12 protein-coding genes are annotated in these 13,930 nt (G+C 75.1%); 11 read left to right on the top strand and 1 reads right to left on the bottom strand.

Annotated elements, in window-relative coordinates; translation table 11 throughout:
* Positions 1 to 66: 66 nt before the first annotated feature.
* The gene (locus AB0H28_RS21765; protein WP_358042968.1) at positions 67 to 672 is read right to left on the bottom strand and encodes a GNAT family N-acetyltransferase; all 606 of its coding nucleotides are present in this window, start codon (positions 670 to 672) and stop codon (positions 67 to 69) included.
* 26 nt (positions 673 to 698) lie between these two features.
* Between AB0H28_RS21765 and AB0H28_RS21760 the strand changes: the two genes are divergently transcribed.
* The 11 genes from AB0H28_RS21760 to aroC all read left to right on the top strand — a co-directional run bounded on the left by AB0H28_RS21760 (position 699) and on the right by aroC (position 13,921).
* Positions 699 to 1,268 (top strand): GNAT family protein, encoded by a 570-nt coding sequence (locus tag AB0H28_RS21760; RefSeq protein ID WP_358042965.1) that lies wholly within the window; start codon positions 699 to 701, stop codon positions 1,266 to 1,268.
* Positions 1,269 to 1,330: 62 nt separating this feature from the next.
* Complete coding sequence (locus AB0H28_RS21755) at positions 1,331 to 1,543, top strand: hypothetical protein (RefSeq protein ID WP_358042962.1); 213 nt, start codon at positions 1,331 to 1,333, stop codon at positions 1,541 to 1,543.
* A gap of 74 nt (positions 1,544 to 1,617) precedes the next feature.
* The gene (locus AB0H28_RS21750; protein WP_358042959.1) at positions 1,618 to 3,117 is read left to right on the top strand and encodes a replication-associated recombination protein A; all 1,500 of its coding nucleotides are present in this window, start codon (positions 1,618 to 1,620) and stop codon (positions 3,115 to 3,117) included.
* A 2,441-nt stretch (positions 3,118 to 5,558) separates the two neighbouring features.
* The gene (locus tag AB0H28_RS21745) at positions 5,559 to 6,254 is read left to right on the top strand and encodes a hypothetical protein (protein WP_358043110.1); all 696 of its coding nucleotides are present in this window, start codon (positions 5,559 to 5,561) and stop codon (positions 6,252 to 6,254) included.
* Positions 6,255 to 6,397: 143 nt separating this feature from the next.
* The gene (locus tag AB0H28_RS21740; protein WP_358042957.1) at positions 6,398 to 6,859 is read left to right on the top strand and encodes a DUF948 domain-containing protein; all 462 of its coding nucleotides are present in this window, start codon (positions 6,398 to 6,400) and stop codon (positions 6,857 to 6,859) included.
* Between the two features lie 31 nt (positions 6,860 to 6,890).
* Positions 6,891 to 7,196 (top strand): DUF6167 family protein, encoded by a 306-nt coding sequence (locus AB0H28_RS21735; protein WP_091578080.1) that lies wholly within the window; start codon positions 6,891 to 6,893, stop codon positions 7,194 to 7,196.
* A complete protein-coding gene (gene alaS, locus AB0H28_RS21730) occupies positions 7,193 to 9,874 on the top strand; it encodes an alanine--tRNA ligase (protein WP_358042954.1) in 2,682 nt (893 codons plus the stop codon). The genes AB0H28_RS21735 and alaS overlap by 4 nt, the downstream gene beginning before the upstream one ends.
* A 181-nt stretch (positions 9,875 to 10,055) precedes the next feature.
* Positions 10,056 to 10,529: a Holliday junction resolvase RuvX gene (gene ruvX, locus AB0H28_RS21725; RefSeq protein ID WP_358042951.1), complete on the top strand. Its 474-nt coding sequence runs from the start codon at positions 10,056 to 10,058 to the stop codon at positions 10,527 to 10,529.
* Positions 10,513 to 11,733, top strand: a complete 1,221-nt coding sequence (mltG, locus tag AB0H28_RS21720) for an endolytic transglycosylase MltG (protein ID WP_358042948.1) — start codon at positions 10,513 to 10,515, stop codon at positions 11,731 to 11,733. Before ruvX ends, mltG begins: the two co-directional genes overlap by 17 nt.
* On the top strand, positions 11,733 to 12,533 hold the full coding sequence (locus AB0H28_RS21715) for a shikimate dehydrogenase (RefSeq protein ID WP_358042946.1): 801 nt from the start codon (positions 11,733 to 11,735) through the stop codon (positions 12,531 to 12,533). Before mltG ends, AB0H28_RS21715 begins: the two co-directional genes overlap by 1 nt.
* Positions 12,534 to 12,742: 209 nt before the next feature.
* Entirely contained in the window at positions 12,743 to 13,921 is a 1,179-nt protein-coding gene (gene aroC / locus AB0H28_RS21710; RefSeq protein ID WP_358042944.1) for a chorismate synthase, read from the top strand.
* Positions 13,922 to 13,930 lie beyond the last annotated feature (9 nt).

Below are 13,930 nucleotides of genomic sequence, written 5' to 3'. Positions count from 1 at the left end.
GGTGGCCGGCGGCCACGGGCGTGATGGCGCGGGGCGACCGACGCCGGACGTCGGAGCAGCGGGAGGTCAGCCCAGGCGGATCGAGGTGCGGTGCTCGACGTTGGTGAAGCCGAGCCGGCGATAGAGCCGGATCGCCCCGACATTGTCCGGATAGACGCCCAACGCCACCTGGTCGTAGCGCCCGAACAGGGCATGCGTCATGCCTGCGGTCAGCGCCGCGCCCAGGCCCCGGCCACGCTGCCCCGGTGCCACGGTCAGCCCGGCCAGGAAGCCGACGTCGCCCCGGCTGCGGTCGGCGCCACAGGCGAGCAGGCGGTCACCGTCGCGGATGCCGTACCAGTCGACGATGCCCGCGTCGCCCGGCCGCGAATCGGCCACCGGCAGGCACGCCGTCACCGTGGCGGGCGCGACGCGGGACAGGTTCACCGACTGGCCGGGCCGCAGCGTCCCGTCCGCCCGCAGCGCGGCGAAGACGTCCAGCGCCGGTTCGGGCGGACCGACCGCGCCGCCGGCCGACCACTCACCCGGCGCGAGCAACCAACCGACCGTGCCGTCGTGCCGCCACCCCCGCGCGGGCCGGTCGGGTCGCAGCGCGTGCCGGGCGTACGGGTGGTGGCCGGCGGCGGCGAGCAGCGCCTCCCGCCCGCTCAGCACCTGGTCGGCCGTGATCATGTCGCCAGCCTACGAGAGGACCAGCCGTGACCCCTATCCGCTCCGTCCGGGCGGTTCACCTGCCCGGCCCCCGGTGCGCGCTGCGCGAGTGGACCGACGCCGATGCCCTCGTCCTGCACGCCTTCCTGACCGAGCCGGCCGTGGCCGACGGGCTGCTGGACGACGAGGTGCCCACCCCGGCCGCGGTGGCGACCGCGATCTCGGCGTGGCAGGCGGCGGCCGGGGACGAGCCGCGCCCGGAATACCGGTTGGCGGCGGTCGACGGCGACCGGCTGGTCGGCCTCGGCGGGCTGGCCGTGACCTCGGTGGAGCACCGGCGCGGCGAGATCGGCTACGCGGTGCGCACCGCGTGTCAGGGTGCCGGCCTCGGCACGGAGATCACCCGTCTGCTGCTGGACCTCGCGTTCGAGCAGGTGGGGTTGCATCGGGTGGAGGCCACCACCCGGCCGGACAACGCCGCCTCCCGCCGGGTGCTGGCGAAGGCCGGCCTGCGGCCGGAGGGGGTGAGCCGGGACCACCTGCTGGTCCGCGGCGTCTGGCGGGACTCGGCCCGCTTCGCGATCCTCGCCACCGACCGGTTCCACGGTGGAGATTGACGAACAGACCGATCGGGTACATCCGTCGCCGACCTACTGGGAACCCCCACCGGAGGAACGACATGCTCGCCATTCTCGCGGCCATCGTGTTCGGCTTCGCGCTGCTGCTCGACTTCCTGAACACCGACCTCGGCGCACCGGATCTGTTCAGCACCTCGACCCTCATGCTGATCGGCTTCCTGCTGCTCTCGCTCTACCTCGCCGGGGTCGGCTCCGGCCCGCGCGGCGGCGGGGGCGGTCGCTGGTACCGGGGTCGCCGCCCCGGCCGCGGCTGACCGGAAACGACCACCCGGGTCGGGTCGGCGGCGTGATTCCGGCGCCGTCGGTCCGGCCCGGTACTGTTCTCGTGATGGAATCCGACGCCCTCTTCACCCTCGGCGAGCCCGCCGGAGCGCCCGGCGCACCCGCGGCCTCCGGTGGCGTCGACGGCTTCACCGCCGCCCGGGCGGACTCGCCACTGCCGGTCCGGATGCGTCCGGCCGGCATCGACGAGCTGGTCGGTCAGGACCATCTGCTCGCCCCCGGCGCCCCGCTGCGCCAACTGGTCGAGGGCGCGACTCCGATGTCGGTCATCCTCTGGGGCCCGCCCGGCAGCGGCAAGACCACCATCGCCCACCTCGTCGCGCACGCCACCGACCGGCGCTTCGTGGCGATGTCCGCGTTGACCGCCGGCGTGAAGGACGTCCGCGCCGTCATCGAGACGGCCCGACGGCAACGCCGCGCCGGCGGGCCGCCGACCGTGCTCTTCATCGACGAGGTGCACCGGTTCAGCAAGACCCAGCAGGACTCCCTGCTCGCCGCCGTCGAGGACCGCACGGTGACCCTGCTCGCGGCGACCACGGAGAACCCCTACTTCTCGGTCATCTCGCCGCTGTTGTCACGCTGCGTGTTGCTCACGCTCCAGGCGCTCGGCGACGACGCCGTACGCGGGCTGCTGCGTCGCGCGGTGGCCGACGAGCGGGGGCTCGGCGGCGCGCCGGTCCTCACCGAGGAGGCGGAGGATCATCTGGTCCGGCTCGCCGGCGGCGACGTCCGCAAGGCGCTCACCGCGCTGGAGGCGGCGGCGGCCACCGCGACCGCCACCGGCGTCGACCGGATCGACCTCGCCGTGGCCGAGCAGGCGGTCGACGTGGCGGCCGTGCGCTACGACCGCGACGGCGACGCGCACTACGACGTCACCAGCGCGTTCATCAAGAGCATGCGCGGCTCGGACGTGGACGCCGCGCTGCACTGGCTGGCCCGGATGCTGGTGGCGGGCGAGGACGCCCGGTTCATCGCCCGCCGGTTGGTGATCTTCGCCAGCGAGGACGTCGGCATGGCCGATCCGACCGCGCTGACCGTGGCCACCGCCGCGGCGCACGCGGTGGAATACGTGGGCCTGCCCGAGGCGCAGCTCAACCTCGCCCAGGCGGCCATCCACCTCGCCACCGCCCCGAAGTCGAACTCGGCCACCAGCGCCATCGGCGCGGCCGTCGCCGACGTGCGGGCCGGGCGCGGCGGCCCGGTGCCGCGCGGGCTGCGCGACGCGCACTACGCCGGGGCGCGCGGCCTCGGTCACGGGGCGGGCTACCGCTACCCGCACGACGACCACCGGGGGGTCGTCACCCAGCAGTACGCTCCGGACGATCTCGTCGGGACGGACTACTACACGCCCAGCGGGCACGGCGCGGAGCGGGCGGTGGCCACCCGGCTGCCGGTGCTGCGCCGGATCGTGCGGGGGTTGCCGGTGCCGGCGACGCGGGGGGAGGCCGGTGCGCCGGCAGCCGCGAACGGGGCCCGGGTGGGCGGCATCGAGCAGGTCGGCGGGGCGAGCGAGGGCGGCGGCGACGCCACCGAGGGGGGTCAGTAGTGATGGCGCGTGGTCCGGAGCGGCCGGCGGACGGCCCCGACGAACGGCGCGATCCGAAGGCCAGGGGCCGCCGGTGGGGCCGCGGCCGGGCCGCGGCCGAGCCGGAGCAGGCTCCGGCCGGCGAGGAGTTCGGCTGGATCGACGACCTGCGCACGGCCAAGCAGCAGCGCGGCGGGCTCGGTCCGGAGGGGCCCGGGCCGCTCGCCGAGGCATCGGGCGGCCCGGCGCCGCGAGCCGCCGCGGCCCCGCCGGGGCCGGCCGGGCCCGCTCCGGGCGCGCCACCGGCGGCCGGCGGACCGACTCCGCCGTCCGACCGCCCGGCCGCGCGGCCTCCGGCTCCCGGCGGACTCCCGCCGGCCGCCGGGCGGCCGGGGCCACCGCCGGTGACGACGGGTCCGCAGCCGCCGGCCACCGGGCGGCCGGGTCCGCAGCCGCCGGTGACGACCGGTCCGCAGCCGCCGACCGCCGGGCGGCCGGGGCCGCCGCCCGCGGCGACGGATCGGCCGGGCCGCTCCGGCCCGCCACCATCCGCCGGCCCGCCCGGCTCCGGGCCGCAGGCGCCGGGCCGAGCCCACCCGACGGCTCCCGGGGCCCCCGGCCGCACCGGTGCGACGATGCCGCCGGTGGTGGGTCGCCCGGCCGCGACGCCGGCCGCCGACGCGACGCCCCCGGGCGCCGCCCGTGGCGGGGGAGACCTTCCGCCCGGCGCCGCTCGCCCCGGCCCGCCGACGTCATATCCCGGTGGCCGCCCCGATCCCCGTGCTCCGGGCGCGCGACGCGCCCCGGACGGGTCCGCGCCGCCGCCCGCCCGCCCGGCTGGTCCCGATGCGGGCGGGCCTCGCCGTCCGGTGGACGGCCCCTGGCCCGGCATGCCCGAGGCATCCCGGCCGGGTGGCCTGCCGCCCCGGGGCGGCGCGGACGCCCCGACCGGCCAGCAACCGCCGCTCCCCGGCCGTCCGGTCGGCCCGGGTGGTCCCCGGGGCGCGTCCCCGGCCGTCCCGGGCCGAGGCCGGCCCGGAGCCGATCGTGGGCCGGTGGAGCCGGGCCCGGGTCGGCCGCCGTCCACGGACGACGACGGCGTGCGGGTGGTGACGCCACCCACCCCGCGCGGCCGGCACGGTGTGGAAGCGCCCGACGCCGACCCGGCCGGATCCGGTTCCACGGTTCGGCCCGCCTCCGGTGGACGCCGTGCGCTGCCCGAGGACGTCGCTGGCGTCCGGCCGGTCTCCGGCGCCGGTCGCCGGGCGCGGCCGGACGACGCGCCGACCAGTGGCGGCCACCGGTCGACGGCCGGCGACGTCCACCCCGCCGGAGGCGACGCCCCGGGCACCGGCCGGCGGGCCGCCCGGGAGCCGGACCGGCCGGTGGTGGTGCCGCGCAGCGGGAACGCACCCGGCCTTCCCGGCGCCACCGCGCCCGTCTCCGGCGGACCGGTGGAGGGGACGGGCCCGAGCGCCCGCCGTGATCCGGGCCGTGGCCGCCGGGCCGCGCCCGACGAGGCCGACACCGGCCCGGCCCGCACCCGCCGCCGCGCCGCGGAGGAGTCCGCCGAACCACGCCCGCAGCGGCCGGAACGGCCGGCCGACTGGCTGCGGCAGGCCGGTCGCGCGCCGCACACCGACCCGGCCATGCCGGCTGCCCGCCGGCCGGCCGGCCCGCCGGTGGACGAGCCGCCCGTCCGCCCCGCCGGGATCGACCGTGGGACGGGTGGCCGTGCCGGCGCCGCCGGGCCGCCGGTCCGTCCCGACCAGTCCGGCCCGGCGGCACAGCCGAACCGGACCGGGTCGCCCGGCCCGGCCGTGCCGCCGAACCGGACCGAATCACTCGGCCCGGCTGTGCCGCCGGGCCGGGGCGCGCAGCCCGGACCGGCCCGGGGCGCGGCGCGTCCCGGCGCGACACCGGCCGGCGGTGACCGGGCCGGTGGTGCTCCGGCCCGGTCCGGCCAGCCACCGGTGGGCCCGGGCACGCCCGGCCCGCACGGCGACAGCGAGCGCAACGGTGGGATGCCGGTCGGCGGCGGCCGTCCCGGCGGACGCGGCCCGGCCGGTGACCCGTCTCGCGCCGGTGACCGCCCGAGCGGCGGCGCCCGCGCCACTGTCCCCGGGGCGGCAGCGGTACGACCGGCCGGTGACGGGCCCGGCCCGGTCCGGTCCGGCGGTGCCGTCCCGGCCGGCGGTGTCGTCGCGTCCGGCGGCGCACCCGGCCCGGCGGGTGCGCCGGGACCTCGCGCGGCCTCGGCCGGCCCGGTGGTGGCCCGGGGCGGGGCGGGCCTGGCCCGCCCACCCGCCCCGGGCGAGCAGACGGGCGGACGGGCCGTTCCGCCCACCCCGGATCGGCCCGCAGCCGCGGGTGCCGGTGCGCCGGCGGTGGCGCGGGCGGCTGCGGTCGTACCGCCTGCGGGGGAGCCCGTGGGGACGCGGCCCGGCGCGGGCGACGGACCGGTGCCGCGACCGGGTGGCGCCGACCCGGCGCAGGACGCGACGGCGTCCGGCGGCGCCCGCTCCGACCTGCGGCGGCAGCTACGCGAGCGGCGCCGGCTGCGGATGGCCGCCCTCGCCCTGGTCAGCCTCGTGCTGCTGGGAGCCGTGCCGCTCTACTTCGGGCTGCGGACGCTCAGCCGCGACCCGGTCTTCGACACCCTCGACGCGCTCGACGTGCCGTCCTGGGCGGCGACGAACACTGTCGACAACGTCAGCGGCAGCCGATGGTGCCTGCAGGACTGCCGGCTGCGGGAGCGCGCGGTCGAGTCGGAGCGGGGATGGAAGCCGACCGTCGCGGCCTACGAGCAGGCGCTTGCCGAGGACGGCTGGCGCCGCTGGAAGGTCGACCGCTGCCCGGAGGAGAAGGTCGAGGGCAGCTACACCTGCTGGCGGCGGGACGAACTCACGCTCGACCTGTGGGTGCGCGACCCCGCCTGCACGCCGCCGCCGGTCGACGGGGAGCCGGCGCCCTCCGCGCCGCCCGCGACCGCTGCGGCGACCTGCACCGGCTCGTTGGTGTTGGTGAAGGTGCGTAACGCGATCGACGACGAGCGCACCGGCCCCACGCCGACCACCGATCCGTCACTCACCGGTGAGGATCCCTACCCGACCCTGACCGACGACCCGCTCGGCGAGCCGACCCCGTCACCGTCGTGAGCCGACTTCCATCACGGACGGTAGGGTCTGGGGCTGGCGCGCCCGCCCGCGCCCGATGACCGGGTCGGCGGGGGGCGCGGTGGGCAGGTACGGTCGCGCGTCCCGGAGCGTCGGTTCCGGAACCCTGGTTGAGGAGGACATGCGTGAGTTTTGGAGAGGTCGCGGCGCTCGTCGCGGCGATCGCGTTCGCGATGCTCGTGTTGATCCTGACGCTGCCGATCCTGCGGCTGCGACACACCGTCGACGCCGCCACCCGCATGATCAACGACCTCAACGACCGCACCGGGCCGCTGCTCGGTGACGTGAACACCACGGTGCAGAACGTCAACACCGCGCTGGAGCAGGTGCAGACCTCGCTGGACGGGGTGAACCTCCAGCTCGCCAAGGTGGACACCATGACCAGCCACGCGCAGAACGTCACCGCGAACGTGGCGAACCTGGCCACCGTGGTCTCCGCCGCCGCCGCGAACCCGCTGGTGAAGGTGGCCGCGTTCGGCTACGGCGTGCGCAAGGCCGCCTCCGCCCGCCGGCACGCCGAGACCGAGCGCGAGGTGCGCGACACCATCAAGCAGCAGCGCCGGGCCGCCAAGCGCGGCAATCGCTGACCCGGCCGGCGTACGCGGGAAGGATGAGAGCATGAGGCGGTTGTTCTGGCTGGGCATCGGCCTGGCCGTGGGTGTCCTGGTGGTGCGCAAGGCCACCCGGACCGCGCAGGCGTACACCCCGGCGGGCATCGCCAGCGGGCTGTCCGAGTCCGCCGGCGGCCTGGTCGAGTCGGTGCGTGCCTTCGTGGACGACGTGCGGGTCGGGATGGCCGAGCGTGAGCAGGAGATCCACGAGGCATTCGCCCGCGGCGAGGCGTACGACGACGAGTTCGCCGAGCTGCGGGAGGACCCGCGGATCGGTGACCGAGAGATTTTCCCGGAGGAGCACCAGCGATGAAGACGGCGGAGATCAAACGGCGGTTCCTCGCCCACTTCGAGGCGAACGGCCACGCCGTGGTGCCGTCCGCTCCGCTGCCCGCCATCAGCGACCCGAACCTGCTGTTCATCAACGCGGGCATGGTGCAGTTCGTGCCCTACTTCCTGGGTCAGCAGACCCCGCCCTACCAGCGGGCGGCGAGCGTGCAGAAGTGCATCCGGACGCCGGACATCGACGAGGTCGGCAAGACCAGCCGGCACGGCACGTTCTTCCAGATGAACGGCAACTTCTCCTTCGGTGACTACTTCAAGTCCGGGGCGATCCCGCTGGCCTGGGAGCTGGCCACCACGTCGGTCGAGGCGGGCGGCTTCGGGCTGGACCCGGAGCGGATCTGGGCGACGGTCTACCTCGACGACGACGAGGCGTACGACATCTGGCGGGCCACCGGCGTGCCGGCCGAGCGGATCGTGCGCCGGGGCAAGGCGGACAACTTCTGGTCGATGGGCATCCCCGGCCCGTGCGGCCCGTGCTCGGAGCTGTACTACGACCGGGGCCCGGAGTACGGCCGCGAGGGTGGTCCGGAGGTCGACGAGGACCGTTACCTGGAGTTCTGGAACCTGGTCTTCATGCAGTTCGAGCGCGGTCCGGGCGCCGGGAAGGAGGACTTCCCGATCCTCGGCGACCTGCCGGCGAAGAACATCGACACCGGCATGGGCCTGGAGCGGATGGCCTCGCTGCTGCAGGGCGTGGACAACCTCTACGAGATCGACGAGGTCAAGCCGATCCTGGACCGGGCGGCCGAGCTGACCGGCAAGCGCTACGGCGCGCACTCCGGGCACGCGGCCAACCAGTCGCACCCGGACGATGTGCGGTTGCGGGTGGTCGCCGACCACGTGCGCACCGCGCTGATGCTGATCGGCGACGGGGTGACCCCGTCGAACGAGGGCCGGGGCTACGTGCTGCGGCGGATCATGCGCCGGGCGATCCGGTCGGTGCGGCTGCTGGGCTACCAGGATCGGGCGCTGCCGGAGCTGCTGCCGGTGGCGCGGGACTGCATGGCGCCGTCGTACCCGGAGGTGGCCGAGGACTTCGGCCGGATCTCGCAGTACGCGTACGCCGAGGAGGACGCGTTCCTGGCCACGCTGCGTGCCGGCACCACGATCCTGGACACCGCGATCGCCGAGACGAAGTCGGCCGGCAAGCCGGCGCTGTCGGGTGACAAGGCGTTCCAGTTGCACGACACGTACGGCTTCCCGATCGATCTGACCCTGGAGATCGCGGCCGAGCAGGGCCTGCAGGTCGACGCGGACGGCTTCCGCCGGCTGATGGCCGACCAGCGCGGCCGGGCCAAGGCCGACGCGCAGGCCCGCAAGACCGGACACACCGACGTGTCGGCGTACCGGTCGGTGCTCGACGGCGGCGGGCCGGTGGAGTTCACCGGCTACACCGAGCTGAACCGGGAGTCCCGGGTGCGGGCGCTGCTGGCCGGCGGCGCGGCGGTCGGCGCGGCGGTCGAGGGCGACACCGTCGAGCTGGTCCTGGACACCACCCCGTTCTACGCCGAGGGCGGCGGCCAGCAGCCCGACCAGGGGCTCATCACGGTCGGCGGCGGGCAGGTCGAGGTCTTCGACGTGCAGCAGCCGGTGCCCGGCCTGATCGTGCACCGGGCCCGGGTGGTGCGCGGCGAGGTGCGGTCCGGCGAGACCGGGTACGCGGAGATCGACGTGTCCCGCCGCCGGGCGATCTCCCGCTCGCACACCGCGACGCACCTGGTGCACCAGACGATGCGCAACTTCCTCGGCGAGTCGGCGACCCAGGCGGGTTCGCTGAACGCCCCGGGCCGGCTGAGGTTCGACTTCAACACCCCGACCGGGGTGGCGCCGAGCGTGCTGCACGACGTGGAGCAGCAGGTCAACGAGGTGCTCCTGGCCGACCTGGAGGTGCACGCGTTCGTCACCAGCCAGGAGGAGGCCCGCCGGATCGGCGCGATGGCGCTGTTCGGCGAGAAGTACGGCGAGCGGGTGCGGGTGGTCGAGGTCGGCGACTACGCCCGGGAGCTGTGCGGCGGCACGCACGTGGCCCGGTCGGCCCAGCTCGGCCTGGTCAAGATCCTCTCCGAGGCGTCGGTCGGTTCCGGGGTCCGCCGGATCGAGGCGCTGGTCGGCATGGACGCGTTCGGCTTCCTGGCCCGGGAGCACCTGCTGGTGTCCCGGCTGGCCGAGCTGTTCCGGGTGCCGGGCGAGCAGGTGGCCGACCGGGTGGAGCAGACCGTCACCCAGTTGCGCGACGCCGAGAAGGAGCTGGAGAAGCTGCGCGCCCAGCTCGTGCTCGGCGGGGCCGGCGCGCTCGCGGCGCAGGCGAAGGACGTGCGCGGGGTGGCGTACGTGGGCATCGAGGCGCCCGAGGGCGCGGCGGCCAACGACGTGCGGACCCTCGCCCAGGAGATCCGGGGGCGGATCGACGCGGCCCGCCCGGCGGTGGTCGCGGTGGCCGCCCGGGCCAACGGCAAGGCATCCCTGGTGGTGGCCGTCAACGCCGCCGCCCGGGGCCGGAGCCTGAGCGCGAAGGATCTGGTGAAGGCGGCGTTCTCCGGCCGGGGCGGCGGCAGCGACGACCTGGCCCAGGGGGGCGGCCTGCCCGCCACTGAGGCCCCGAACCTGTTGGCCACCGTGGAGAAGGCGGTCGCGGGCTCGGCATGAGTGAACGCACCGAGCGGAGCGAGGGCCGTGCGGGCATGCCCGGCTTGCTCGGCATGAGTGAACGCACCGAGCGGAGCGAGGGCCGAGCGGGCATGCCCGGCCCGCACGGCATGAGCACACCGATCGACGCCAGGGCGGACCGGCTGGTCCGCCCTGGCCCGTACCGGTGGGGAGGTGGCGGATGACCGGGTTCGTCAGTGGCGTCCGGCTGGGCGTGGACGTCGGCCAGGTCCGGGTCGGTGTGGCCCGCAGCGACCCGCACGGCATCCTCGCCACCCCGCTGGTCACCCTGGCCCGCGACCTGACCGCCGATCCGGACGCGGTGCCCGCCGACATGGCCGGGCTGGTCCGGCTGGCGGCCGAGCACGAGGCGGTCGAGATCGTGGTCGGGCTGCCGGTCAACCTTGCCGGAAAGCACGGTCCGGCGGCGGCGAACGTATCGGCCTATGTCGCCCGTTTGGCCGATGTAATGGGGTCGATTCCGGTGACGCTGACGGACGAGAGGATGTCGACCGTCGTGGCGAGTCGTAGGCTGGCCGAACGGGGCGTCCGGGGAAAGCGCCAACGGGCGGTGGTCGACCAGGCCGCCGCGGTGGAGATTCTGCAGAGCTGGCTTGACGCACAGCGGAGGCGGACGCATGATCGACGATCTTGACCTGGGGTTTGACGAGCAGGAGAGGGGGGAGAAAGGCCGGCACCGCCGCGGCGCCGTGCAGCGCAGGCAGGGCAGGTCCGGCGGCGGCCGAGGAAAGACGATCTTCGCCCTCCTGATGGCGTTCGTCCTGCTCGGCGGCATCGGCGGCGGCGCGTATGTCGGCTTCGACCGGATCCGCAACTACCTGGTCACTCCCGACTACGACGGTCAGGGCACCGGCGAGGCGCTGGTCGAGGTGAAGGCGGGCGAGTCGCTCACCGACATCGGAAACACGTTGTACGAAGCCGGCGTGGTGAAGAGCACCAAGGCGTTCATCGAGGCCGCGGACGCGAACCCGCGCAGCAAGAACATCCAGGTGGGCCGGTACAAGGTCCGCAAGGAGATGAAGGCGGCGGACGCCATCACCCTGATGCTCGATCCGAAGAGCCGGGTGGTCAACGGCGTGACCATCCCCGAGGGGACGATCACGCTGAACGTCTACCAGATCCTCTCCAAGGAAACCAAGATCCCGGTCAAGGAGTTCCAGGCGGCGGCGAAGGACCCGGCCAAGCTGGGTGTGCCGGATTTCTGGTTCAAGCGTGAGGACGGCAAGAAGGGCCCGAAGAGCCTGGAGGGCTTCCTCTACCCGTCGACGTACGAGATCCCGCCGAAGGCCACCGCCGAGCAGATCCTGTCGATGATGGTGGACCAGTTCCTCAGCGTGACCGAGGAGCTCGACTTCGTCGACCGGGCGAAGAACGACCGCAAGATCTCCCCGTACGAGGCGTTGATCACCGCTTCCATCGCCGAGGCGGAGGCGGTGAACGCGGTCGACCTGCCCAAGGTCTCCCGGGTGATCTACAACCGGGTCTACGGCGGCAAGATCGGTTGCAACTGCCTCGGCATCGACAGCGGCATCAATTACTACCTGCGCTTGCAGGGCAAGGACCCGAAGGACTCCGACGACCTGCTGCAGAGCGAGATCAACGACCTGAAGAACCCGTACAACACGCACAACGTCGCCGGCCTGCCGCCCACCCCGATCAGCAATCCCGGCCAGGCGGCCCTCAAGGGCGCGTTGGAGCCGCCGCCCGGTGACTGGATCTTCTTCATGACCGTGGACCAGAAGGGCACCATGGGCTACGGCTCCGACGACGCCGACTTCCGCAAGCTGCAGCGGCAGATGTGCGACAACAAGGTGCTCACCGGGGAGAACTGCGCCTGATGCGGGCCGCCGTGGTCGGCCGGCCGATCGGCCACTCGCTCTCCCCGGCGATCCACCGCGCCGGTTACGCGGCGGCCGGGCTGACCGGGTGGTCGTACACCCGGATCGAAGCTGGCGCGGACGAGTTGCCCGCCCTGGTCGCGGGCCTCGGCCCGGAGTGGGCCGGGCTGTCGGTGACCATGCCCGGCAAGGAGGCGGCGCTCGCGCTGGCCGACGAGGTCTCGCCGGTCGCCGCCGCGGTCGGTGCCGCGAACACGCTGGTACGCCGACCCGACGGCATCTGGTACGCGGACAACACCGACGTCAGCGGCATGGTCGAGGTGCTCACCGCCGCCGGCTGCGTGGCCGGGGCGGTGGTCACGGTGCTCGGCGCCGGCGGCACCGCCCGGGCGGCGATCGCGGCGGCGGCCCGGGTCGGTGCGGCCGAGGTGACGGTGGTGGCCCGCCGGCCCGAGGCGGTCGACGAGCTGCGCCGGGTGGCGACGGCGGTCGGCGTGCCGCTGGCCGGCGCCGAGTGGGACGGCGCTCCCGCGCACGCCCGGGCCGACCTGGTGATCTCCACGGTCCCGAAGGGCGTCGCCGACCCGCTCGCGGAGAACTTCGACTGGCGGCCGGAGACGGTGCTCTTCGACGCGCTCTACGACCCGTGGCCGACACCGCTCGCGGCGGCGGCGCTCGCCGCCGGCTGCCGGGTGATCTCCGGCCTGGACCTGCTGCTGGCCCAGGCGGTCGGCCAGTTCGAGCAGTTCACCGGCGTCCCCGCCCCCCGCGACGCGATGCGCGCCGCGCTGGGCCGGTAAGGAAGGGCCCCTTCTTAACGCCTCCGGTATAGCAGGGGCCCCCGCTTAACACTCGCGGCCGAGCGGCAGCGAACGAGCGGGTGGGTGAGCTGGCGTAGGCGGCGGATGGCGGTTCGGCGAGGGCCCGGTGGCGCGACGGGATGGTCCGCAAGGCGGGACGCCGTCGGCGCCGCGGCGGGACGGACCGGGGGCGTGACAGACTATCCGCTGTGTTGCGCTGGCTGACTGCAGGTGAATCGCACGGACCCGCCCTCGTCGCGATGCTCGAGGGGGTGCCCGCCGGGATCGAGGTGACTACCACCGAGATCCGTGGCGAGCTGGCCCGCCGCCGGCTCGGCTACGGCCGGGGCGCCCGGATGGCGTTCGAGCAGGACGAGATCGAAATCATCGGCGGGCTCCGGCACGGCGTGACACTGGGCAGCCCGGTGGCGATCCGGGTCGGCAACTCCGAGTGGCCGAAGTGGCGCACCGTGATGGCCGCCGACCCGGTCGACGCCGAGGAACTGGCCGCTCAGGCCCGCAACGCGCCGCTGACCCGCCCCCGCCCGGGCCACGCCGACCTGGCCGGCATGCAGAAGTACGGGCACACCGACGCCCGGCCGATCCTGGAGCGGGCGAGCGCCCGGGAGACCGCCGCCCGGGTGGCCGTCGGCACGGTCGCCAAGGCCCTGGTCCGGCAGGCGCTCGGCGTCGAGATCGTCTCGCACGTGGTGGAGTTGGGCCCGGTCGCCGCCAAGCCGGGGCTGCGGCCCACCCCCGACGACGCGGCGCGGATCGACGCGGACCCGCTGCGCTGCCTCGACCCGCAGGCCAGCGCCCGGATGGTCGCCGAGGTCGACGCCGCGAAGAAGGCCGCCGACACGCTCGGCGGCGTGGTCGAGGTGCTGGCGTACGGGGTGCCGCCGGGCCTGGGCAGCCACGTGCAGTGGGACCGCAAGCTCGACGCCCGCCTCGCGACCGCGCTGATGTCCATCCAGGCGATCAAGGGCGTGGAGATCGGCGACGGCTGGCAGCAGGCGCGTTCCCGTGGTTCCGAGGCGCACGACGAGATCATTCCCACCGCCACCGGGGTACGCCGGGTGACCGACCGGGCCGGCGGGTTGGAGGGCGGCATCACCACCGGTGAGCCACTGCGGGTGAAGGCGGCGATGAAGCCGATCTCGTCGCTGAACCGCGCCCTCGCCACGATCGACGTGACCACGGGCGAGCCGGCGACCGCGATCAACCAGCGCTCGGACGTGTGCGCGGTGCCCGCGGCGGCCGTGGTCGCCGAGGCCATGGTCGCGCTGGTGCTGGCCGAGGCGGCGGTGGAGAAGTTCGGCGGCGACTCGGTCGCCGAGATGCGCCGCAACCTGGCCGGCTACCTCGACAGCCTGGTGGTCCGGTGAGCGCGAGGA

Origin of the sequence: Micromonospora sp. NPDC050980, assembly GCF_040653835.1 — a bacterium.
In the GTDB taxonomy this organism is placed as follows: Bacteria; Actinomycetota; Actinomycetes; order Mycobacteriales; family Micromonosporaceae; genus Micromonospora.
Note: the sequence above shows the minus strand (reverse complement) of the source record. Positions and strands in the feature narration are given on the sequence as shown.

Coding starts and splice junctions, on each gene's coding strand:
- AB0H28_RS21765 (WP_358042968.1), bottom strand. CDS start 672: ATGATCACGGCCGACCAGGTGCTGAGCGGGCGGGAGGCGCTGCTCGCC.
- AB0H28_RS21755 (WP_358042962.1), top strand. CDS start 1,331: ATGCTCGCCATTCTCGCGGCCATCGTGTTCGGCTTCGCGCTGCTGCTC.
- AB0H28_RS21750 (WP_358042959.1), top strand. CDS start 1,618: ATGGAATCCGACGCCCTCTTCACCCTCGGCGAGCCCGCCGGAGCGCCC.
- AB0H28_RS21735 (WP_091578080.1), top strand. CDS start 6,891: ATGAGGCGGTTGTTCTGGCTGGGCATCGGCCTGGCCGTGGGTGTCCTG.
- alaS (WP_358042954.1), top strand. CDS start 7,193: ATGAAGACGGCGGAGATCAAACGGCGGTTCCTCGCCCACTTCGAGGCG.
- ruvX (WP_358042951.1), top strand. CDS start 10,056: ATGACCGGGTTCGTCAGTGGCGTCCGGCTGGGCGTGGACGTCGGCCAG.
- mltG (WP_358042948.1), top strand. CDS start 10,513: ATGATCGACGATCTTGACCTGGGGTTTGACGAGCAGGAGAGGGGGGAG.
- AB0H28_RS21715 (WP_358042946.1), top strand. CDS start 11,733: ATGCGGGCCGCCGTGGTCGGCCGGCCGATCGGCCACTCGCTCTCCCCG.